This window comes from Psychrilyobacter sp. (assembly GCF_049671765.1).
GTDB lineage: Bacteria > Fusobacteriota > Fusobacteriia > Fusobacteriales > Fusobacteriaceae > Psychrilyobacter.
The window spans coordinates 1-22,786 of record NZ_JBATVM010000174.1; the positions used below are offsets into that span (position 1 = coordinate 1).

The 22,786-nt window shown below is 32.1% G+C and carries 20 protein-coding genes; 16 read left to right on the forward strand and 4 right to left on the reverse strand.

The annotated features are described in order from the left end of the window. A partial coding sequence (locus WBG30_RS08250; protein WP_424504172.1) for an OmpP1/FadL family transporter occupies positions 1-1,065 on the forward strand: 1,065 nt, incomplete at its 5' end. A gap of 145 nt (positions 1,066-1,210) precedes the next feature. Then, on the forward strand, positions 1,211-1,792 hold the full coding sequence (locus WBG30_RS08255) for a TetR/AcrR family transcriptional regulator (RefSeq protein ID WP_424504173.1): 582 nt from the start codon (positions 1,211-1,213) through the stop codon (positions 1,790-1,792). Positions 1,793-1,925: 133 nt separating this feature from the next. Here the strand turns inward: WBG30_RS08255 and WBG30_RS08260 are convergent, their stop codons facing one another. Both WBG30_RS08260 and hydF read right to left on the reverse strand, forming a co-directional pair. Continuing rightward, positions 1,926-2,363 (reverse strand): septal ring lytic transglycosylase RlpA family protein, encoded by a 438-nt coding sequence (locus WBG30_RS08260; protein WP_424504174.1) that lies wholly within the window; start codon positions 2,361-2,363, stop codon positions 1,926-1,928. 107 nt (positions 2,364-2,470) lie between these two features. Next, complete coding sequence (gene hydF / locus WBG30_RS08265; protein WP_424504175.1) at positions 2,471-3,700, reverse strand: [FeFe] hydrogenase H-cluster maturation GTPase HydF; 1,230 nt, start codon at positions 3,698-3,700, stop codon at positions 2,471-2,473. Between the two features lie 317 nt (positions 3,701-4,017). Here hydF and WBG30_RS08270 point away from each other — a divergent pair, with 317 nt between their 5' ends. From WBG30_RS08270 to disA, 14 genes are all read left to right on the forward strand, one after another. Further along, positions 4,018-4,509 carry a YceD family protein gene (locus tag WBG30_RS08270; RefSeq protein WP_424504176.1) on the forward strand — a complete coding sequence of 164 codons (492 nt, stop codon included), beginning with the start codon at positions 4,018-4,020 and terminating at the stop codon, positions 4,507-4,509. Between the two features lie 41 nt (positions 4,510-4,550). After that, positions 4,551-4,733 carry a 50S ribosomal protein L32 gene (rpmF, locus tag WBG30_RS08275; RefSeq protein WP_424504177.1) on the forward strand — a complete coding sequence of 61 codons (183 nt, stop codon included), beginning with the start codon at positions 4,551-4,553 and terminating at the stop codon, positions 4,731-4,733. 125 nt (positions 4,734-4,858) lie between these two features. Continuing rightward, positions 4,859-5,875 (forward strand): phosphate acyltransferase PlsX, encoded by a 1,017-nt coding sequence (gene plsX / locus WBG30_RS08280; protein ID WP_424504178.1) that lies wholly within the window; start codon positions 4,859-4,861, stop codon positions 5,873-5,875. Beyond that, entirely contained in the window at positions 5,871-6,857 is a 987-nt protein-coding gene (locus WBG30_RS08285) for a beta-ketoacyl-ACP synthase III (protein ID WP_424504200.1), read from the forward strand. The genes plsX and WBG30_RS08285 overlap by 5 nt, the downstream gene beginning before the upstream one ends. A 69-nt stretch (positions 6,858-6,926) precedes the next feature. Then, a complete protein-coding gene (gene fabD / locus WBG30_RS08290) occupies positions 6,927-7,820 on the forward strand; it encodes an ACP S-malonyltransferase (RefSeq protein ID WP_424504179.1) in 894 nt (297 codons plus the stop codon). 107 nt (positions 7,821-7,927) lie between these two features. Further along, a complete protein-coding gene (gene fabG, locus WBG30_RS08295) occupies positions 7,928-8,680 on the forward strand; it encodes a 3-oxoacyl-[acyl-carrier-protein] reductase (RefSeq protein WP_424504180.1) in 753 nt (250 codons plus the stop codon). A gap of 79 nt (positions 8,681-8,759) precedes the next feature. Then, positions 8,760-8,984: an acyl carrier protein gene (locus WBG30_RS08300; RefSeq protein ID WP_028855307.1), complete on the forward strand. Its 225-nt coding sequence runs from the start codon at positions 8,760-8,762 to the stop codon at positions 8,982-8,984. Positions 8,985-9,210: 226 nt separating this feature from the next. Continuing rightward, positions 9,211-10,452: a beta-ketoacyl-ACP synthase II gene (fabF, locus tag WBG30_RS08305; protein ID WP_424504181.1), complete on the forward strand. Its 1,242-nt coding sequence runs from the start codon at positions 9,211-9,213 to the stop codon at positions 10,450-10,452. 50 nt (positions 10,453-10,502) lie between these two features. Further along, a complete protein-coding gene (gene rnc / locus WBG30_RS08310; RefSeq protein ID WP_424504182.1) occupies positions 10,503-11,210 on the forward strand; it encodes a ribonuclease III in 708 nt (235 codons plus the stop codon). After that, a complete protein-coding gene (locus tag WBG30_RS08315) occupies positions 11,197-12,228 on the forward strand; it encodes an elongator complex protein 3 (RefSeq protein ID WP_424504201.1) in 1,032 nt (343 codons plus the stop codon). Before rnc ends, WBG30_RS08315 begins: the two co-directional genes overlap by 14 nt. Beyond that, complete coding sequence (locus tag WBG30_RS08320) at positions 12,225-13,700, forward strand: Rne/Rng family ribonuclease (protein WP_424504183.1); 1,476 nt, start codon at positions 12,225-12,227, stop codon at positions 13,698-13,700. The genes WBG30_RS08315 and WBG30_RS08320 overlap by 4 nt, the downstream gene beginning before the upstream one ends. A 1-nt stretch (position 13,701) precedes the next feature. Continuing rightward, positions 13,702-14,214 carry a pantetheine-phosphate adenylyltransferase gene (gene coaD / locus WBG30_RS08325; protein ID WP_424504184.1) on the forward strand — a complete coding sequence of 171 codons (513 nt, stop codon included), beginning with the start codon at positions 13,702-13,704 and terminating at the stop codon, positions 14,212-14,214. Between the two features lie 111 nt (positions 14,215-14,325). Next, on the forward strand, positions 14,326-15,684 hold the full coding sequence (gene radA / locus WBG30_RS08330; RefSeq protein ID WP_424504185.1) for a DNA repair protein RadA: 1,359 nt from the start codon (positions 14,326-14,328) through the stop codon (positions 15,682-15,684). A 2-nt stretch (positions 15,685-15,686) separates the two neighbouring features. Then, positions 15,687-16,745: a DNA integrity scanning diadenylate cyclase DisA gene (gene disA / locus WBG30_RS08335; protein WP_424504186.1), complete on the forward strand. Its 1,059-nt coding sequence runs from the start codon at positions 15,687-15,689 to the stop codon at positions 16,743-16,745. Between the two features lie 90 nt (positions 16,746-16,835). Here the strand turns inward: disA and thrS are convergent, their stop codons facing one another. Both thrS and WBG30_RS08345 read right to left on the reverse strand, forming a co-directional pair. After that, the gene (gene thrS / locus WBG30_RS08340; protein WP_424504187.1) at positions 16,836-18,749 is read right to left on the reverse strand and encodes a threonine--tRNA ligase; all 1,914 of its coding nucleotides are present in this window, start codon (positions 18,747-18,749) and stop codon (positions 16,836-16,838) included. Positions 18,750-19,017: 268 nt separating this feature from the next. Beyond that, entirely contained in the window at positions 19,018-22,677 is a 3,660-nt protein-coding gene (locus WBG30_RS08345; protein WP_424504188.1) for a hypothetical protein, read from the reverse strand. Positions 22,678-22,786: the final 109 nt, after the last annotated feature.

Sequence of the window (22,786 nt, forward strand, 5' to 3'; positions counted from 1 at the left end):
GATGGTAACTATATATCTGTAGGTGGACAATTGTCTAATATCACTTATGAGATGGAAAAAGGTGGGAAACATTACAAAGCTAATGATCCATTAGGTGTTATACCTAACTTAAGTTTTATTCATAAAAGTGGAGATTGGGCATTTTATGGTAATAGTGGAGGAGCCGCAGGAGGACCTACTTTAAACTATAAGGATGGAGTACCTTTATTAGAGAAAATGCTGTATAGTGGAAGTGGAACAGTCGAAGGGAAAAATGCATATGCCATGGCTAATTTTGGTACAGCATATAGATTAAACAACGAATGGTCAGTAGCAGCAGGGGTGAAATATATCTATGCTCAAAGAAATATCAAAATAGAAACTTCAAAAGATGCAACATTAAGAAATCCAGCTAATGGAGGTCCAACAGGGATGAAAGCCAGTGGAACTTACGATGCGGAGAGAACAGCTCAAGGATTTGGTGGAACATTTGGTGTAAACTATAAACCAAATGATAGAATGAATATGGCTTTAACTTATAATTCAAAAGTTAAGTTAGAATTTGAAGCAGACTCAAAGGGTAGTGGATATTTAGGAGCAATATTACCTACGTTAGCACAAACTTCAACAGGAGCAGCTTTAGCTCCAATTATTGATGGAGATAAAAGATGGAGAGATTTACCGGCTGAATTAAAGTACGGTGTGTCTTATAAGATAAATGAAAAATGGACTGTAATGGGTGGAGGAAACTATTATTTCGTTTCAGAAGCTGATACAGATGGTAAAGATGGATTTGGAAATGGATGGGAATTAAACGTAGGTACAGAGTATCAAGTTTCTGAAAGATGGACACTAACTACAGGATATAACTATGCAGATACAGGTGCTAGTGATGAGACATTTAATGATACTGAATATGCATTGAACTCACACATATTTACTGTAGGAGCAAAATTCCAACAAACTTCTAATTTAGAGTGGACATTTGGAACAATGTATGTCGATTATATCGATCATGAAGTTGGAGTTACAAAATACAAAAAAAGTATAATAGCTACTGGAATAAGTGCAGCATATAAATTTTAATTATTTAGGGGGCCCTCTTAAGGGTTCCCTTTTATATAAAATTACAACTGAAATTTAGTTGGGGATTGTAATCTTATATAAAATAGTGGTTGAAAAAACAAAAAACGAGTGTTATAATACAAAGAAATGAAATGGAGGGAGAAGAATGCCTAAAAAACCAATATTTACGAGAGAAGAAATAATAGACAAAGCTTTTAGTATGTTAGAGAGAGGTAGTTTGGAAAATATTACAGCGAGAAGTTTAGCGAAGGAATTAAACTGTTCTCCTGCTCCTATCTATGGTTTATTTATGTCTATGGATGAATTGAAGAAAGAATTGATAAATAGAGCTAAAAACTTATTTTTAACATATGTAAGTAAGGAAAAAGAAGAGCTACCATTTCTTAATATAGGATTAGGAATATGCAAGTTTTCAAGGGAAGAAAAACCCTTATTTAAATCTATATTTTTAAGAAATAGTTCATATAGTACATTGATATCGGAATTTCATAAAATAATCTTTGACTCTATTCAAAAAGATGGAAGGTTTAGTGGTTTACCAACTGCAGTCAAAGAAACTTTAACTATTGACTGTTGGATATCTGCTCATGGTTTATCTACTCTTATTGCAACGGGATATTTCAAAAATCCATCAGATGATTTTATAAGAGAAAGATTGATAAGTGGACCTGCATCAATAATTTATTTCCACTTGGGTATAGAAAAAGAAAAACAATTAAAAAACTAAAAAACTAAAAAACTAAAAAACTAAAAAACTAAAAAAATGAGCAAATTATTTTGCTCATTTTTTATTTATTTAAGAGATTACGTATAAAAAAATGTTGTTGATTTCTTTTGATTTAACATTATATTGCTAAAATTTAGTGTTTATATCTAAAAGTATTTGAAGTATCTAAGATGGTAACTTCAACATTTAATACTCCAGCTCCTAAAGGTGCAATTTTTTTGAATGCGGCTCTACTTAGATCAATCATTCGACCTTTTACATAGGGGCCTCTATCATTTATTTTAACTTTTACGGATTTTCCATTATCTAAGTTTTTTACTCTAACAATAGTGCCAAAAGGTAAAGTTTTATTGGCAGCAGTTAATTTATACATATTGTACTTTTCTCCACTAGCTGTTTTTTTCCCATGAAAGTAATCTCCATACCAAGAAGACTTCCCTCTGATAGTATTTCCTACTTTGAATCTTGAATTTTGTATATGTGAGTTTGAATATGACACAGTTTTCTTTGGGGTACTACTACAACTTACTAAATTTATAGCTATAATTATAACTAATACTAATTTTTTCATGTTGAAATCCTCTCCTTTTAGATTTTTGATCGAATATATAATTAAATTAAAAATCTTTTCTTTTTGACACAGATTTCACGGATTTTAAAACCTATTTAAATAGATTTTCACTTTGTTTTCCATATTTCATTTACCTCTGGGAAGGGCTTTAGGGCTCTATCTAGGATGCCGTAGAGAGCAGCTATACAGAGACCATAGTTTAAAATAGGAACACCTTCACGGTAACTTATATCTATTCTACCTAACATCTCTTTTCTATTTAATGTACATCCACCGCAGTGGATGACTAATTTATAGTCTTTTAAATTTTCAGGGTATTCTCTTCCTGCTACAAGATCAAATTCTATTCCGGTATCGATCTTTTCACCTATCCATTTTGGGATCTTGTATCTACCTATATCATCTTTTTGTACATGGTGGGTACAGGCTTCTGAAACTAAAAATTTATCTCCACTTTTGAGAGACATAAGCGTTTTAGCACCACCTATCATCTTGCTTAAATCACCTTTGTATCTAGCAAAAAGGATCGAAAATGAAGTCAAAAGGACATTGTCTGGAACTATAGCTGATACTCTTTCAAAAGCCTGTGAATCTGTAACAACTAATTTAGGAGGATTTTTTAAGCCATCTAAAGTAGCCTGTAATTCTGTATCTTTACAGGTATGGATAATTCCACTGTTATCTAGAATATCTCTCATAGTCTGTACTTGAGGGAGAATTATACGACCTTTGGGCATGCCAGTATCGATAGGGATAACTAAAACAATATGGTCTCCGCTCTCTATAATATCTCCTAAGATACTAGGACTTTCAAATTCTTTTGGAGAGTGCTGGATGATTAAATCTTTCATATCTTCCATCCTATCTTTTTGCTCTGCAGATAAATTTATATATGGGTATTTCAAGTTTTTTAATTCGGTTAAAAAATCAGATTTTGGTTTTTTTATATCTATTTTATTTATAACTACTATAAATGGAGTGTTATTATTTTTTAGAATATCTATAATATTGTAATCGAATTCTAAAAAACCGTTGTAATCAACTGTGATAAGAGCTATATCGGTTTTTCTTACAACCTCCATAGTTTTTTTTATACGCAAGTCTCCTAATGCACCTACATCATCTATCCCAGCTGTGTCTATAAGGACACAAGGTCCAATGGGGAGTATCTCCATAGCTTTGTAGATAGGATCAGTTGTTGTTCCTGCAAAATCAGAGACAATGGCTAAGTTTTGTCCTGTAATTGCATTTATCAATGTTGATTTTCCCATGTTTCTTTTTCCAAAAATAGAGATATGTAGTCTATTTGAACTTGGAGTTTTATTTAAATTTGACATTAGATCACCTCTTAAATATGTTTTATATTTATATTATATCGTTAATTGACCTATAATGTAAGTATTTTGGTTGAAATAAAATAACGTATGTTGTATAATAATAGATAGTTGTACATTTATAATAGAATAAATTACCTTTATAGAAATAAATTTAGTTATAATTTTTTTAGTAAACTAAATTTATATTGGAAAGGTTAGAGAAAATAGCGCTAGTGGAAAATATAAATCAATATAAAAACCTTTGTTAATAAAATTTACTTGACAAAGGTTGGAAAGTTTAATATAATGCATAGGTAACATTATAGAGGTGAAGTGACTTGAAAAAAAACATTGATCAGTTAAAAAAGAGAAGGGAAACTAAATTTCAGTTTACAGAAATATTAGAAGATATTCTAGTAGAAGGAGCATTAGTTCCAAAGGTAGACGTAAATTATTTGGTAGAATTAGTTCAAAGTGAAATCATCATTAGAGGTGAGTATACAGCTTTGATAAAAACTAATTGTGTTAGATGTTTAGAGGAAATCGAAGTAACGGTTTCAGGAGAATTCTTTGGGAATTACAAGGAAAGCAAAGATTATGAAGAGTATATTGAATCTTTAGGAAAAGAAGCACAAGTATTCGATGACATGGTAGAAGAATTAGTTGATGGCGAGGTGGATATAAGTTCTTTAGTAAGAGATTATATTATTTTGGATATGCCTCAATTTCCAGCGTGTGAACCAGAATGTAGTGGATTAGAAGAGTTAGAAAAATATCGTGATAGTGGGATAGACTCCAGGTGGCAAAAACTACTGGATTTAAAGAATTAATAATTTATTATAATTAAAATAAAAGTTAGGAGGGGAATAAAATGGCAGTACCTAAGAAGAAAACATCAAAAGCTAAGAAAAACATGAGAAGATCGCACCACGCTTTAAAAGGAACTAACTTAGCTACGTGTTCTAACTGTGGAGCTCCAAAGAGACCTCACAGAGTATGTTTAGAATGTGGAACTTACAAAGGCAAGCAAGTTTTAACGAACGAAGCTGAGTAATCTTTGAGAAAAAAGGTGAGAGTATTCTTACCTTTTTTTTTTTGAAATAAATGAAAAAGTGAAAAAACAAAGGGAAAAATATGGTAGGATAGAGTTAGAGGGTAGAAAAAAAGGGAGGGAGAATATTGAAAATAGTATTAGATGCTATGGGTGGTGATTACGCGCCTTTAGAAATAGTAAAAGGTGCAGTAGAAGCTATCGATGAAAATAAGAATATCCGTGTGATTCTTGTAGGAATAGAGGGCCTTATAAAAGAAGAATTATTAAAATACAATTACGATAAAGACAGAATAGAGATAAAGAATGCTACAGAAGTAATAGGAATGGATGAAACAACATCTCCTACAGTAGCTGTAAGAACCAAAAAAGATTCATCGATGAATGTAGCTTTAGAGATGGTAAAGAATGGAGAAGCAACGGCATGTATATCAGCTGGAAATACAGGAGCCCTAATGACTGCTAGTCAGTTAAAGTTAAAAAGAATTAAAGGAGTACTTAGGCCTGCTATAACGACAGTATTCCCGGCAAATAATAATAAAAATATAGTATTATTAGATGCAGGAGCTAATGCTGATTGTAAGCCTGAGTATCTAGATCAATTTGCTACTATGGCAAATGAATATGCTAAGGTATTATTAAATATAGATAATCCTAGGGTTGGGTTACTTAATATAGGAGAGGAAGATGGTAAGGGGAATGAACTTACTAAATCGGCATTCTATTTATTAAAAGAAAATAAAAATATAAATTTTTGTGGGAATATAGAAACTCATGAGATGATTAATGGAAATATAGATGTGGTGGTAACAGATGGATTTACCGGGAATATAGTTTTAAAAACAGCAGAGGGAACTGCTCGTTTTATGAAAAACATTATAAAAGATGGGGTAAAGAAAAGTTTACTAGCAAAAATAGGAGCATTATTTATGAGCTCTGTATTTAAAGATATGAAAAAAAAATCTGATTCATCTGAATATGGTGGAGCACTATTTATGGGACTAAATGGGATATCTATAAAAGCGCATGGGAACTCAGATTCAAAAGCTATAAAAAATGCTATCTTAGTAGGAAATAAATTTGCAGAAAATAACTTTATTGAAAGTCTAAAAAAAGTAATTGGAGGAAAAAATGAAAACTATTAAAAGTTATGGAATATTAGGGATAGGAACTTATGTTCCAGAAAAAATAATGACAAATTTTGATTTAGAAAAAATAGTGGAAACTTCAGATGCATGGATACAAAAAATGACAGGAATAAAAGAAAGAAGGATAGCAGCGACAAACGAAGCTACTTCAGATCTTGCATATAATGCAGCAGTGAAAGCTTTGAAAGCATCGAATACAAAAGCAGAGGATTTAGACTTAATAGTAGTAGCTACAATGACACCGGACTATTTTACTCCGACAGTATCAGCTATGTTACAAAAAAGATTAGGAGCACATCATGCAGCAGCATTTGACTTAGGTGCGGCCTGTAGTGGGTTTGTATATGGATTAGAAGCTGGAGGTAACTTTATAGCTACTGGTATGTATAAAAGGGTATTAGTGATAGGTGCCGAAGTATTCTCTAGGATTTTAGATTGGGAAGATAGAAATACTTGTGTATTATTTGGTGATGGAGCAGCAGCAGCAGTGTTAGGAGAAGTGGAAGAAGGTCATGGTATTATAGGTTCTCATCTAGGGGCTGACGGAGATTTAGATGATGTATTAGTTATCCCAGCAGGCGGTTCTAGAACTCCTGCAACTCATGAAACTGTAGATAATAGATCTCATTATCTTAAGATGAAAGGACCAGAAGTTTTTAAGTTTGCTGTAAAGGCGATGCCTGTGGCAGTAGAGAAAGTATTGGAAAGTACAGGTATAAGTATAGATGAAATAGAACTTATTGTACCTCATCAAGCTAATATGAGAATCATAAGTTCGGCAGCAAAAAAATTAAAATTTCCGGTAGAAAAGTTTGTGATTAACTTAGATAAATATGGAAATACTTCAGCAGCTTCTGTTGGCTTAGCATTGGGAGAAGCATTGGAAAAGGGAATGATTAAAAAAGGTGATAATATAGCATTAGTAGGCTTTGGAGCTGGATTAACATATGCTTCTTGTGTTATGAAGTGGGCTTATTGATCATACGAAATTTGACATAACTAAGGTTATATGATATAAATAACGGGTGTTATGAATGGAGGAGGAATTATGTCGAAAATAGCGTTTATATATCCAGGACAAGGAACACAATATGTTGGAATGGGTAAAGAATTATATGAAACAAATGAGATGGCTAAAAAATATTTTGATGAAATTTTTGAAAGCGTAGAATTGGACTTAAAAGAAACTATGTTTAATGGACCTGAGGAGAAATTAAAACAGACGAAATATACACAGCCTGCTATAGTAACTATGTCATTGGTATTAACTAAGTTATTAAATGATAGTGGAATCGAAGCGGATTATGTGGCAGGACATTCACTAGGTGAATATTCAGCTTTAGGAGCAGCAGATGTACTATCAACTTTTGATACAGTAAGATTAACTGCTCTTAGAGGAGAAATTATGAATGTTGTTTCAGGAGAGGTAGATGGAACTATGGCAGCTATCATTGGGTTGGAATCAGCTAAAATCGAAGAAATATGTAAGAATATAGATGGAATAGTAGAAGCTGTAAACTACAATGAACCAAAGCAAACTGTAATAGCAGGATCAAAAGATGCTATTGAGATAGCTTGTGAGGAACTAAAAGAAGCAGGAGCTAGAAGAGCTATGGTATTAGCTGTGTCTGGACCATTTCATTCATCACTTATGAAGCCAGCAGGAGATAGATTAAAAGCTAACTTTGATAAATTTGACTTTAAAGAAGGAAAAATTGAGATATTATCCAATACAGGAGTAGAGTTTTTAAAATCTGCTGAAAAGATAAAAGAAGAGTTATATCACCAAACTTTTGGTCCTGTAAGATGGGTTGAAATAATTGAAAAATTAAAAGAAGCTGGAGTGACTAAATTTTATGAGATAGGTCCTGGAAAAGTATTGAAAGGGTTAGTTAGAAAGATAGATAAAACTTTAGAAGTTATAAATGTCGAATCAGTATAATAAATTTTCATAATTAGAGAGTGTTGAAATAATTAAATTGCGAGAAGTTTAGATCTATAATAGTATTGAAATGATTAGTGAAAAACAATTGAGGAGGTATTTGTAGAATGATTAATTTAAAGGGAAAGGTAGCGGTAGTTACTGGTTCTACAAGAGGAATTGGAAGATCTGTTGTAGAAAAATTAGCTGAAAATGGAGCTAATGTTGTAATAATTGGAAATTCTGCTATTGAAAAAATAGAAGAGATAGCTAATGAAATATCTGCTAAATATGGGGTAGAAGCTTTGGCAGTGCAAACCAATGTTACTTCTAAAGACGCCGTAAAGAATCTAGTGGATAAAACTATAGAAAAATTTGGAAGGGTAGATATCTTAGTAAATAATGCTGGTATCACAAGAGACGGATTGTTTATGAGAATGAAAGATGAAGATTGGGACTCAGTGATGGATGTAAACCTAAAAGGAATATTTTATGTGACTCAAGGATTTTATAGAACTATGACTAAGCAAAGATCAGGATCAATTATAAACATGACTTCTGTAGTAGGACTAACAGGAAATATGGGACAAGTAAACTATGCGACCTCTAAAGCAGGACTTATAGGAATGACTAAATCTTTAGCTCGTGAATCAGCAAAAAGAAACGTTAGAGTAAATGCTATAGCACCAGGATATATAAAATCTGATATGACTGATGCGATAAGTGAATCAGTTAAAGAAGGAATGTTAAGTTCAATTCCTCTCGGTAAGATAGGGGAACCAGAAGATATAGCTAATGCAGTATTGTTTTTAGCATCGGATCTATCTACTTACATAACAGGCCAAACCTTGAGTGTGAATGGTGGAATGATAATGCAGTAAAACCTTTTAAAGGTTGAAAAAATGTATAAAATTTGTTACTATTGTATATAGTAAACTTAAAATTCAAGGAGGAAAAATTATGTTAGACAAAATTAAAGAAGTAATAGTAGATCAATTAGGTGTAGACGCGGATCAAGTAACTTTAGAGGCAAACTTTATTGACGATTTAGGAGCAGATTCATTAGATACAGTTGAATTAATAATGGCATTCGAAGAAGAATTCGATATTGAAATTCCTGATGCAGATGCTGAAAAAATTAAAACTGTCCAAGATGTAGTTAACTTCGTAGAAGCAACTAAATAAAAAATATATAGATAGGGGAGTTATATCCCCTATTATTTTTTATTTCAAGAGATTATAAAATTAATATATAATTTTATTTTATCATCTATATGAAAGCAACATAACGTTGTTTTTATTTGAAAAACTGTCTGTAGATTAGATATGATAATAGAAAATCAACAATTGGTAGGAAGCTACAATCTAGAGATGGTCATTTAAAAAAACTTAAATATTATGAGGTGAAGAAATGAGGAGAGTTGTAATTACTGGGGTAGGAATGATAACTGCACTAGGAACAGGAGTAGAAAAATCTTGGGCTAGAATAAAAGCTGGAGAGTGTGGAATAAAGAAAATAGAGAGTTTTGATACTGAAAATACATCTGTGAAGATTGCTGGAGAAGTAACTGACTTCGATCCTACAGATTTTGGGATTGAAAAAAAAGAAGTTAAAAAATTAGCTAGGAATACACAATTTGCCATAGCGGCATCTAAAATGGCCTTAGAAGATGCAAAATTTGAGATAACTGAAAAAAATGCAACTTCTGTAGGGGTTATTGTTAGTTCTGGAATCGGTGGAATGGAAGTTTTTGAAAAACAATATAAAACTTTATTAGATAAAGGAAATAGAAAGGTATCACCATTTACAATACCTGCAATGATAGCTAATATGGCTTCAGGAAATGTAGGAATATACACAGGTGCTAAGGGACCAAATAAAACTATAGTAACTGCATGTGCTGCTGGAACTCACTCAATTGGAGATGCTTTTGAGATGATTAGACATGGAAAAATTGATACTATGATAGCAGGTGGAACTGAAGCTTGTATTACAGAATTTGCAATAACAGGTTTTGCTAATATGAAAGCATTATCGACTAGAAATGATGAACCAACTAAAGCGTCTAGACCATTTAACGTGGATAGAGATGGGTTTGTAATGGGAGAAGGATCGGGAGTATTGGTCTTAGAAGAGTTGGAGCAGGCTAAAGCCCGTGGAGCAAAAATATATGCTGAGGTAGTAGGATACGGAGAAACTTGTGACGCATTTCATATAACTTCCCCTGGACCAGGTGGAGAAGGAGCTGCAAGAGCTATAGAGATGGCTTTAAAGCAAGGAAATGTAGATAAGACTACAGTTGACTACATCAATGCACATGGAACTTCTACACCGGCTAACGACAGATTAGAAACAGCAGCTATAAAGACTGTTTTTGGAGATCATGCTAAAGATTTAGCAGTATCATCTACTAAGGGAGCTACAGGTCATCCACTTGGAGCAGCTGGTGGAATGGAGGGTGTAATATTAGCTCTTGGAATCAGTGAAGGAATAATGCCACCAACTATCAACTATGAAAATCCAGACGAAGAATGTGATTTAGATTACGTTCCAAATGAAGCTAGAAAGAAGGAAATAAGAGTAGGAATGTCTACATCATTAGGATTTGGTGGACATAACGCAGTACTAGTTATGAAAAAATACAAGGACTAAAAAATACACTCTTTCTTTTGGAAGAAAGAGTTAATTATAAGGGTGGGAAAATGAAAAAATACTTGGAATTGGAAAAAATTCTAGGTCACACTTTTAAGGATAAAAAGCTTTTAAAACATGCCTTACTTCATAGATCTTATGGAAATGAAAATAAGGAATATAAAAAAATAAGCAACGAGAGACTAGAACTGTTAGGAGATGCAGTTCTAGATCTTGTCGTTACTGAATATTTATATAAAAATTTTAAAGAATCCTCTGAGGGAGATCTAGCTAAATTAAAATCAATGGTAGTAAGTGAACCGGTACTGGCTAAAATATCAAGAAAATTAAAATTAGGAAAATATCTTTTTCTTAGCAAAGGAGAGGAAGTTACTGGTGGTAGAGATAGATCTTCAATATTAGGAGATGTTTTTGAATCGGTACTAGGAGCTATTTATTTAGATTCGGATTTAGAAACGGCTAGAAAATATGGATTATCTCATCTAGTTTATGAGATTGAGCATATCTATGAAAATGATGAATTGATAGATTTTAAAACAGCATTACAGGAATTTAGTCAAAGAAAATATAAAGAAGTACCTAGTTATGAACTTGTAGGAGAAGATGGACCAGATCATGCTAAATTTTTTAAGATAGGTGTATTTATGAATAAAAAATTAGTGGGATCGGGAGAGGGAAGAAATAAAAAAACCGCAGAGCAGAAAGCCGCAAAACATGCTTGCGACAGTTTGGGAATAAAGTATGTTGAAACATTATAATATTCCAATATTTATTAGTCATTTTGGATGTCCACATACCTGTGTATTTTGTAATCAAGTAAAAATAAACGGTAGGGAAACTGATGTTACATGTTTGGATATTGAAGAAATAATAGAGGAATATCTAGAGATTCTGCCAAAAGATTCAGAAAAAGAAGTAGCTTTTTTTGGTGGAACCTTTACAGGAATTGATAAGAGAATACAGGAAAAGTATCTAGCTACAGTTAAACCATATATTGATAAAGGCCTTGTAGATGGTATTAGACTTTCTACAAGACCTGATTATATTAACGAAAAGATATTAGATCTTCTTTTAAAATATGATGTGACAACTATAGAATTAGGAGTTCAATCTTTAGATGATGAAGTCTTGTCTCTGTCTGAAAGAGGTTATAAATCTGATATAGTAGAAGCGGCTTCTACTTTAATAAAAAGTTATGGTTTTAAATTAGGAATACAAGTGATGCCTGGACTACCTGGGTCTACTAATCTGACAGATTTTGAAACAGCAGAAAAGGTAGTGAAGATAAACCCAGATATGATTAGGATATATCCCACATTGGTTATAAATAATACGAAGTTGGAAAAAATGTATTATGATAAAGAATATAGCCCTATGGACTTAGAAGAAGGTATTTTTAGGGTACTACCAATCATGATTTTGTTTGAACTTAATAATATAAATATAATTCGAGTGGGATTACAACCTTCTGAGGATCTATGTGAAGACGGGGTAATAAAAGCAGGACCTTTTCATCCAGCTTTTAAAGAAACAGTTGAAACCGAGATTTATGGAAGATTTTTAAGATCTTTAAATTTAGAAAAGTTAGATGTAGTTACCCACGAAAAAAACATCTCTAAAATAGTAGGGATGAAAAAAAAGAATAAATTATTTTTTGGTGAAAAAATGACTATAAAGATTGACAACAGTCTATCACTAGAAAAAGTAGTGGTAAATAAGATAGAATATACTAGGAAAGAAATCTTAAATAAAATTTTAGAGAGTGGTATATTATGAATCAGATAATAGTAAGTATAAGTGAATTTGAAGAAAGAGCAGCTCTTTTAGAAGGGGAAAAACTCACAGAATTTTTTATACAAAGAAACGAACAAAATAGAATAAATGGTAATATATATAAGGCTAGAGTAGCTAATGTGTTGCCAGGAATGGAATCAGCATTTTTGGATATTGGCTTAGAAAAAAATGCTTTTTTGCATATCCGAGATTTACGTGAATTCGAGGAAAAATACTTAAATGGTATAGAAAATAGTAATAGACCTATAGAAAATATCCTCAATGTAGGAGATGAGATAATAGTTCAAATAGTAAAAGAACCTAGAGGAGATAAAGGTGCCCGGGTAACCACTCATTACACTATACCAGGTAAATATTTGATATTGATGCCAAATGACAATCACATTGCTATCTCTCAAAAGATAAAGGATGTTGGAGAGAGAGAGAGGCTAGAAACTCTAATAGATAATGTGAAACCTAAGGAAATGGGTATTATTATAAGAACTGCAGCTAAAGATAAAAACAACCTTCATTTTGAAAAAGAGGTTGAATATTTGGTGAAAAAATGGAAAAGTATAGAAAAAAGGTTTAAAGATAGTAAAGTAGGAGAAATTTTATATCAAGATAATGATATGGTAACAAGAACTGTAAGGGATGTATTTTCCAATCATATAGATGAATTAATAATAGATGATGAAGAAAAATATTGGGAGATTGTGGACTATGTAAAGGCTTTTTCTGATGAAACATTTAAAACTAAGGTAAAATTATTTCAAAGTTCCCTTCATATCTTTGATCACTACAATGTAACTAAGGGATTAGAGACAGCTTTAAATGAAAAAGTGTGGCTAGACTGTGGTGGGTATTTAATCATCCAAAAAACAGAAGCTCTCATAAGTATAGACGTGAATACAGGTAGAAATACAGGGATAATGAATCTAGAAGATACTGTAGTGGAAACCAATGTAGAGGCAGCCAGAGAGATAGCAATACAATTGAGAGTGAGAAATCTAAGTGGTATTATTATTATAGATTTTATTGATATGAAGGTAGAAAATGATAAGTTAAAGGTAGTGGAAGTATTAGAAGAAAGTTTGAAAAAAGATAGGATAAAGAATAATATCATCCATTTTACAGACCTTGGATTGGTTGAGATGACAAGAAAAAGACAGGGAAGCCCACTAGCTAAATACTATCAAAAACCTTGTCCATGTTGTGATGGAACAGGAACAGTAAAATCTAAAGAGAGTATAATTCTAGATATAATGAGAGAGATAAGAGAAATAGCAGAAGATAATGATATAAAACTAATAAGGCTAATAACAAGTGTGGAGCTGTATGACTTTATTTGCGAGGCTTATATGGAATTTATAATAGGATACTTAAAATTACGTAAGAAGAAATTTATCCTAGAAAAAAATAAGAAAAAAGAAAATAAAAACAATAATGACTATGAAATAGTATTGGAGATGTAAAATGAAAAAAATAGTAGCAGTATGTGCAGGAAGTTTTGATCCTATAACTAAAGGGCATTTAGATATTATAAAACGCGCCAGTAAATTTTCAAATAAATTGATAGTGGGTATTTTGAATAGTCATAATAAAAAGTATTGGTTTAATTTAGAGGAAAGAAAAACATTGGTTAAAAAATGCTTATCGGGATTTGATAACATAGAGGTAAAAGCTTTTGACGGGTTGTTGGTAGATTTTGTTTTACAAAATAATGCTACTCTTGTAGTAAGAGGGTTACGGGCAGTTTCAGATTATGAATATGAACTACAATTGGCACTTACAAATAAATCTCTTTCAGATAATCAGGTAGAAACAATATTTTTACCTGGATCAAGAGAGAGTCTATATCTTAGTGCTAGTCTAGTGAGAGAAGTGGCACTTCATGGTGGAAAGATAGTTGAATTTATTTCACCAGAGATAATAGAGGATGTAAAAGCAAGAGCAAAACAAGTAAGAAAGAAAGAGTTGAAAGGTTAAATAATAAATAATAAATTTTGGTGTTTCATTGATCATATTTCAGACTAATTTCTAAATTAGAGAGCGGTCTTAATGCTAAAGAAATACCATTAGAGAAAGGGGAGTGAATTCATGGCTAAACTAAAAACTGTATATATATGCTCGAACTGCGGCTATGAATCTTCTAAATGGTTAGGAAAGTGTCCGGAATGTGATAGTTGGGGGACGTTAGAAGAAGAGGTTAGCAGTGCTTCTTCTAAAAGCAGTGTTAAAAAAAAAGTTAGCAATACTAAGGTAGTTAGTTTTAAAGATATAGAAGTGGAAAAAAACTTTAGGTATACTACAAAATTTAATGAGTTTGATAGGGTGCTAGGAGGAGGTCTTGTAAAGGGAGCAGTAGTTCTTTTGACAGGTAATCCAGGAATAGGAAAGTCTACACTTCTATTACAAGCAGTAGATCAATATTCACAGTATGGAGAAGTATTATATATATCCGGTGAAGAATCACCATCGCAGGTAAAATATAGAGGAGATAGATTAGGTTTGTCTGGAGATAATATATCAATTATGTCAGAGACAGAGATGGAATCTATCTATGATTATGTTATCAGAAAGAAACCAAAAGTAGTGGTGGTAGATTCCATCCAAACTTTATATAGTTCAAACTTTGATTCTATCCCAGGAACTACAACTCAAATAAGAGAATGTACCTTAAAAATAGTAGAACTGGCTAAAACTCATAATATATCATTTTTTTTAGTGGGACATATTACCAAAGATGGTAAGGTAGCAGGTCCAAAACTACTGGAACATATGGTAGATTCAGTATTACAGTTTGAAGGTGAAGAAGGTCTGTTTTATAGAATTTTAAGAAGTTTAAAAAATAGATTTGGATCGACTAATGAGCTTGGGATATTTAATATGGAAGAAAAAGGAATGGTAGAAGTAAAGAATCCTTCAGAATTTTTTCTTAGTGAACGAGATGAGAAAAATATTGGAAGTATAGTAGTTCCAGTACTAGAGGGTACCAAGATATTTTTATTAGAAGTTCAGACTTTGGTAAATGAGTCACCTTTTGGAATCCCAAAGAGAGTGGTGCAAGGATTTGATAGGAATAGGATACAGATACTCAATGCTGTCATGGAAAAAAAAATAGGATTAAACCTATCCTCTAAGGATGTTTTTGTGAATATTCCAGGAGGAATAAAAATCTATGATGGAGCGGCAGATTTAGGAGTAGTAATGGCAATGATCTCTGTAACTAAAGGGATAGAAATTAGTCAAAAAATAGCAGCTTTAGGAGAACTAGGTTTGCGTGGAGAGATAAGAAAGGTATCTTTTGTGGATAAGAGGCTAAAAGAATTAGAAAAACTTGGGTTTTCAGGTGTTTATCTGCCTCATTCTAATAAAAAAGAAATTGAACATAATAGTTATAATTTAAAGATGATATATCTAAAAAATTTAGCAGAACTTGCAGAGAGGATGAGGTGATTATGGAGCAGAATTTAAAGAAAATATTTTCTCAGGTAACCCCTGGAACAGTATTTAGAGAAGGGTTAGATAATATTTTAGATGCAGGAACTGGGGCCTTGGTAGTTTTAGATGCCAATGATACTTTAGGGGATCTAATAGATGGTGGATTTGAATTAAATTGTAGATTCACTCCTCAAAGACTTCATGAACTATCTAAAATGGATGGAGCTATTATTTTGGATGGGTCTGCTACAAAAATAAAATATGCCAATGTTCATTTACAGCCAGATAAATCATTTAAAACTAATGAGAGTGGAACTAGGCATAGAACTGCTCAAAGGGTAGCTAGACAGACAGATAATTTGGTTATAGCTATCTCAGAGAGAAGGAATAGGATTACCCTTTATAAGGGAGATTTTAGATATAAGGTGAAAAACCTAGCTGATATAATGATAGAGGCAAGTCAAGCTATGAAAACTTTTGAGAGGTATAAACATGTACTTGACAGAGCATTACAAAATGTAACTCTTTTAGAATTCGATGGAATGGTAACTCTTTCAGAGGTTGTTACTGTACTTCAAAGATTTGAGATGTTGATAAGGATAAGGGTAGAAGTAGAACATTCAATAATAGAATTAGGATCCGAGGGAAAATTTTTAGAGATTCAATTAGAAGAATTATTCAAGGGTGTTTTAAAAGAAGAAGAAAATTTCATTAGAGATTATATAAATCTAGGAGAAGGTGATTTTGGTGCTCCTGAAGTAAAGGAAAGACTTTTGGGATTAGGAGATTTGGAACTTCTAGAGACCGAAAATATAGCAGGAGCTTTAGGATACGGTAGATCTGCCGCTACTTTTGATATGGAATTAGATACCAAAGGATATAGGATTTTAAATAAGATAACAAGGATTACAAGAAAAGATACTGATAGAATAATAGGTAAATATGAAATTTTATCTAAAATATTGGAATTAACAGAAGAAGAACTCATGGAGATGAGAGGAATCAGTATGTTTAAAGCTAGATCCATAAAAAATGGGATAAAAAGGTTAAAAATGACAGCTGAATGGGAAAAATAGACACTCTTCCTCTTAGGTGGAGAAACCAAGCTAGATGATATAGGGAAAAATAAAAAGGAAGATGCCTAGGCATCTTCCTTTTTATTTTTCTTACTTATCAAATTTTACTTTTGCTTCTTCTACTATCATAGAAACAAAATCATTTAGTTTCATAGTTTCTTGGTCTTTTGAACCAAATTTTCTTACATTTACTTCATTAGCTTCAGATTCAGCTTTTCCTAAGATAAGTTGTACAGGAACTTTGAATTTACCATTAGCTTCTCTGATCTTATATCCTATTTTTTCTGCTCTGTCATCTAATTCACATCTAATTCCAACTTTAGCTAATTCAGCCATAACTTCTTTAGCATATGGAACTACTTCGTCATTTAGAGTAAGTAATTTTACTTGTGTAGGAGCTAACCATAATGGGAATGCACCTGCAAAATGTTCAATTAAGATACCAATAAACCTTTCAACTGAACCATAAACTACTCTATGAATCATAACTGGTCTATGCTTTTCTCCATCTTCTCCAATATAGTTCATATCAAATCTTTCAGGAAGGTTAAAGTCTAATTGGATAGTTCCACACTGCCATTGTCTACCTAAGCAATCTTTGATTTTGAAGTCTAACTTAGGACCATAAAATGCTCCATCTCCTGGGTTTAATTTATAATCTAATCCAATTTTTTTCATAGCTCCTTCTAATGCTGATTCAGCTTTATCCCATATTTCATCTGATCCAATAGCTTTTTCAGGTTTAGTAGAAAGTTCGATACTATATTCAAATCCAAATAACTTATTGTAGAATTTGTCTATTAGCTTTATAACTCCTATGATTTCGTCTTCAACTTGGTCTGGAGTCATAAAGATATGAGCATCATCTTGAGTAAAGTTTCTAACTCTAAATAATCCGTGTAATGCACCAGAAAATTCATGTCTATGTACAAGACCTAATTCACCTGTTCTAATAGGAAAATCTTTATAAGAATGTAAATTGTTTTTATAAACTAAAATACCTCCAGGACAGTTCATAGGTTTTATAGCAAATTCATGTTTATCAACTTCAGAAAGATACATGTTCTCTTTATAGTTAAACCAGTGACCAGAAGTTTCCCATAATTCCTTGTTAAGCATAACAGGAGTTTTTATCTCTTCATATCCAGCTTTTCTATGCTCAGATTTCCAAAGATCTTCTAGTACATTTCTTATTTCCATTCCTTTTGGTAACCAAAATGGGAATCCTGGACCATATTCACTCATAAAGAATAGATCTAATTCCTTACCTAGTTTTCTGTGATCTCTTTTTTCAGCTTCTTCTAAGAATTTAAGATATAGTTTTAATGCTTTATCTGAATCAAAAGCTATACCATAGATTCTTTGTAACATCTTGTTAGAAGAATCTCCTCTCCAATAAGCTCCAGCTACTGACATAAGTTTAAATGATTTTAAATATCTAGTAGAAGGTACATGAGGTCCAAGACATAGATCTGTAAAATCACCTTGAGAATAAAGAGTAAGAGCCCCTACTGCAATATCAGTAATGATCTCTACTTTGTAGTCCTCTCCTGCTTCTTTAAATCTTGCTATTGCATCTTCTTTAGAAATATTTTCCTTAGTTATTTTGATATCTTCCTTAACTATTTTTTTCATCTCGGCTTCGATCTTAACTAAATCTTCTACTGTAAATTGTTCTTTTGGATCAAAGTCATAGTAGAATCCGTATTCGATAGATGGTCCGATAGCTACTTTAGTTTCAGGGAAAAGTCTGATTACAGCTTGAGCCATAAGGTGTGCAGTGGAATGTCTAATAACTTCTATTCCTTCTTCACTGTTAGGCATTATAAGTTCTACGGCAGCGTCTTCTAAAAGTATTGTAGTCATATCTACTAATTTCCCATCAACCTTTGCTGCTACAGCATTTTTAGCTAGTGAGTTACTTATACTTTTGGCAATTTGAAACATGTTTACTGAGCTATCAAATTCTTTGATATCTCCACTTGGTAAAGTTATCTTAATCATCTTTACATCACTCCTCAATTTTTTATATATAATTTAATTTTTTTCTAAAAAAAGAACCCATCTAGAGTATCATCTAGATGGGTTAAATATTTTTTCATTCCAGACAGATACAAAACTTATATTTTTACAAAAGAAATAAGATTTGTATATTTACAAATCTAAATAAAAGTATCCGTTGTGGTGGTAAGTAATCTCATAGTCTAAGCTCCTACTGAAATATTATTATCTGAAAATTTTAACACATTTTGTTCAAGATGTCAAAAGTGTATTAATTATTTGGTTCGTCTACTTCTACTCCGCTACCTAGCCATAGGTTAGGAGTCATACTTCCATCCTTATCCTTGTATCCAATTCCGAAAAGAGGGTTCTCTGGGAATGTAAGAAGAGTAAATTGAACTGCTAAACGATCGTCATACGACCCTGTTCTTCTGTCGTAATCTTTGGTATATCCTACAGACCATTCATAGTATCCCATTTCTTTTCCCAAATAAATACCGTATTCATTATCGGTATTTATCTCAGTTTTATAGGAAAGTTTTATATTCCACCCTTGGCTGGGCTTTCCTATACCGGCTCGCATTCTGAATTCATGTTCTTGTTTAGTGATATTTCTATCATAGTTAGTGTTAAAACTAGCTTCTTCACGATACGTATATCCTAGACCAAATCTTTTATACGAACCGTATACGTCACCCTCTAATTCCTTTAAACTTTTAAAGAAATCGTTACTGTAGTTATATGCTTCTCTATTTATATTTGCCATAAGGGAAAGGGTAAAGTATTTTTTATACTCTGGACGGTTCATTTCCTCAAACATAATAGAGTTAAGACTAAAGTCCAATTGATTATCGTTTCTTTCATTTAAAATTTGTTTTACTCGGCTTATTTCAGCAGGAGTAATTTCTAATTTATCTTTGTTATACTCAGCTGCAGCATAACTTTTAAGTTCCTCATCAGTAAATCTTTTGTCCCTATATTCATATCTGAATGAAACTTGGTCTGAAGAGTAATTTTTTAAACTTTGTGATGGACCATACTTATAGATACCATAGGTAGCACGGTAGAAGTGTTCTACTTCTCCTCCATTTAGATAACTAGCTCCAATAATATCATTTTTAATACTAAAGGTGTCTATGTTGTTATCTACTCTGTCATCTGATCCTTGAGTATAAGTAATATTATAGATATCTAGTTCATTTTTTATTTCAATTCCATATGTACTTTCTGATACCTTTTCATTTGCAGAACTATAAGTATTATTTGGTTTAGAAGGGTTGTTATTTTGAGGATTCATCAAGGTATAATCAATTTTTTCATGATCATAATAGAATCTATAACTTTCGTTGATATAGTAATTTAGACCAAATTTATTGTTGGTTAGGTCATTATACTCCTCATCAAAGGTATAACCTGAAGGTGTAAGCTCCCCACGGGTAAATCTTTTATCCAAATCATAGTATAAATTTAATTTTTTTTCATCGTTGACTAAGAAATCAATGTTGTTAGTGTATAGATCTCCTCTTTTTACATCTCTATCAAATCCATCATTGCTCTGTTTATATCCAGCAGTATAGATAGTCGTAGTATTTCCAAGATCTAGTGTGATTTTATCCTTGAACTGGTTGATACTATCTTTGTTTTTTAATCTAACCTGTCCATTGTATGTAGAGTTACCGTTACGGCTTCCATTATCGTAGGAGTAAAGTTGACCAAAATAATTGAATTCATTGTTTAATTTAAAATCTATATCTCTAAAATGATTGTTGGTGTTGTCTAATAGAGTGATTTTATGGCTTAAATCTACTTGATGACGTAAAGAAGAGTCGCCACCGTTATTATTACCATTATAAGTATCATAACCACCTGTATATTTATCATATCTCAGGTTATATTTTAATCCTATTTCACCTAGGTAACCTAAATTAAGTCTTTTGTCTTCTAATTCGATTTGGGCAAACTCAGACTCATTGATATAGATATTATAAGCATCGTTTTCTTCTAATTTATTATACTTATATATTCCCTCTCTGTCCCAATTTTCTTCTTTTGTACGACCAAAAGCAAGCTCTAGTCTGTATTGATCATAGGAGAACTCAGTAGCAACCTTATCTTCGCTATTTTTACTATAGATAATATTTTCTTCTTTGTTATATTGCTGATCTCTAGTATTGAAATTAGTATTATTTGAACTACTAGCCTCTCTAAATGGGTCTTTGTCTAAATTTAATTCTTTTTCAGATCTAAGACTATCAAATTTAACCTTATAAGTTGCTCCAGTATGACCTAAATCGTATTCTCCAAGGTGTAGTTTGATCTTATCGCTGTCATCTTTATCATATTCATATACAGACCAGGGAGTATAGTTTACGCTTTTTCCTTGAATTGTTGTAATGTCTTTTAGTTCTGGACTACGTTCCCAAGATCTAAGTTTTCTGAGTTTGTCTCCACTTTTGTGATCGTAAGCAAAATCTATCTTAGCTTCTTTTAAGTTAAATGCAAATCCAAAATTTTCACGTCTAGACTGATCATCGTCGTCTTTAGATGTAGAACCAGGGTCCAAATCTTTTAGATAGTTATAGTATCCAGAGAACATATAGTCTTCATTGTCTTTAGTAAACCCAAGATCAGTGTATAATTTATGGTCTAACTCAGAACCAAAAGATGCATCGGACATTCGATCATCAACTAATTGTCTATACGGTTCTTCTCCTCCAGCTAACATTTTAACTTTAGAATGAAGGGTTATATCATTTCGTTCACCTATATTTTTAAATTCTGAATCTAAAGTAATAAAATTAATAGATTCACCATCATTTCTATCTTTATTTTTATAGTACCCAGCTCTTTCTAACTCATCTCTATAATCTTCTAAAGCACTTATTTTATTTACTGTTGTACTCTGTAATCCTAATTTTAAATAACCTTTATCACTTTTATATTCATGGTTAGCAGCAAGATCCCATCTATCGTCGATAGAACTATCTTTTTTTGAGACCAATAGATCATCGGCAGTAATCAAACCATTTCCATAATTTCCTAGATCATACCAGTTTTCAAATCTTCCAACTAATAATCCTAATTGGTCAGAAAATTTAGGGGCTATACCACCTTTAAAGTATTTACTGCTATTATTTCCGTAGTTTATACCACTAGATATATGGAATCCATAATCGGTACTATCTCCCCAAACAGGGAAAAGAGGGACTTTGGAACCTTGTCTTATATTAACTGCATACCAAGGGAACCAACCTACTTTATGACCACTAATATACAGGTCGATATCTTGAAATTCAGCCTTATTATCTGGAACTATTTTTAATTTTTTAGTTTCAAGGTAATATCCACCTTTTTTATAATCACCAGTTTCTAAGATACTGAAATCAGTAGTGAACCAAGCATTTTTCAAAGTAAAAGCTTCTTTTGTATATTCTCCTACTTCACCACCAAAATATATTCGATCATTAGGAGCTACAGCTCCTGTTACAGACCCTACTTCCATATAGGAAATACTATCATAGTATTTTAAAATACTACTATCCAATGAAAGAAGAGTTTTTTGAGAATCAATCCTAGCTTGATTAGAGCCATCACCCATTTCGATTCTCACATCTCCAGTAGCCGTAACTATATTTGAATTTTTATCTCTTTTAAAACCAAAGGCTTGAAGTTTTAATCCTTGGTATTTAAATTTTACCCCACCATCAGCTGTCAAAGTGTCATTCTTTGTATCAACAACTAAACTTTCACTAGAAATAGCAGCCCCATCATTGGAGGCATTAACTTTACTTATATCGTTTACAGTTGAAAAAAGCCCTGCTGAAGCCGCCTTATTTAGGTCATTTCCAAATCCTGGTTCGTTTGCACCAAAGGATATTTGAACAACACAAAATAGGAGGATAGCAATGGTTTTTGGATTTAAATTTTTCATATATTATGTCTCCCCTAGTTTTAAACATATTTTCCTATTATAATTATTAAATTATAGCATAGTTTTTTACAATTTCAAATGTAAGAAAATAAAAAAAGGGTCCGAAGAC

Bases quoted from the DNA above. Each gene is read 5' to 3' on its own strand.
- WBG30_RS08320 (WP_424504183.1), top strand. From the start codon at position 12,225: ATGAATCAGATAATAGTAAGTATAAGTGAATTTGAAGAAAGAGCAGCT.
- hydF (WP_424504175.1), bottom strand. From the start codon at position 3,700: ATGTCAAATTTAAATAAAACTCCAAGTTCAAATAGACTACATATCTCT.
- coaD (WP_424504184.1), top strand. From the start codon at position 13,702: ATGAAAAAAATAGTAGCAGTATGTGCAGGAAGTTTTGATCCTATAACT.
- fabF (WP_424504181.1), top strand. From the start codon at position 9,211: ATGAGGAGAGTTGTAATTACTGGGGTAGGAATGATAACTGCACTAGGA.
- WBG30_RS08300 (WP_028855307.1), top strand. From the start codon at position 8,760: ATGTTAGACAAAATTAAAGAAGTAATAGTAGATCAATTAGGTGTAGAC.
- WBG30_RS08255 (WP_424504173.1), top strand. From the start codon at position 1,211: ATGCCTAAAAAACCAATATTTACGAGAGAAGAAATAATAGACAAAGCT.
- rnc (WP_424504182.1), top strand. From the start codon at position 10,503: ATGAAAAAATACTTGGAATTGGAAAAAATTCTAGGTCACACTTTTAAG.
- WBG30_RS08260 (WP_424504174.1), bottom strand. From the start codon at position 2,363: ATGAAAAAATTAGTATTAGTTATAATTATAGCTATAAATTTAGTAAGT.
- WBG30_RS08345 (WP_424504188.1), bottom strand. From the start codon at position 22,677: ATGAAAAATTTAAATCCAAAAACCATTGCTATCCTCCTATTTTGTGTT.
- thrS (WP_424504187.1), bottom strand. From the start codon at position 18,749: ATGATTAAGATAACTTTACCAAGTGGAGATATCAAAGAATTTGATAGC.
- radA (WP_424504185.1), top strand. From the start codon at position 14,326: ATGGCTAAACTAAAAACTGTATATATATGCTCGAACTGCGGCTATGAA.
- rpmF (WP_424504177.1), top strand. From the start codon at position 4,551: ATGGCAGTACCTAAGAAGAAAACATCAAAAGCTAAGAAAAACATGAGA.
- fabD (WP_424504179.1), top strand. From the start codon at position 6,927: ATGTCGAAAATAGCGTTTATATATCCAGGACAAGGAACACAATATGTT.
- fabG (WP_424504180.1), top strand. From the start codon at position 7,928: ATGATTAATTTAAAGGGAAAGGTAGCGGTAGTTACTGGTTCTACAAGA.
- disA (WP_424504186.1), top strand. From the start codon at position 15,687: ATGGAGCAGAATTTAAAGAAAATATTTTCTCAGGTAACCCCTGGAACA.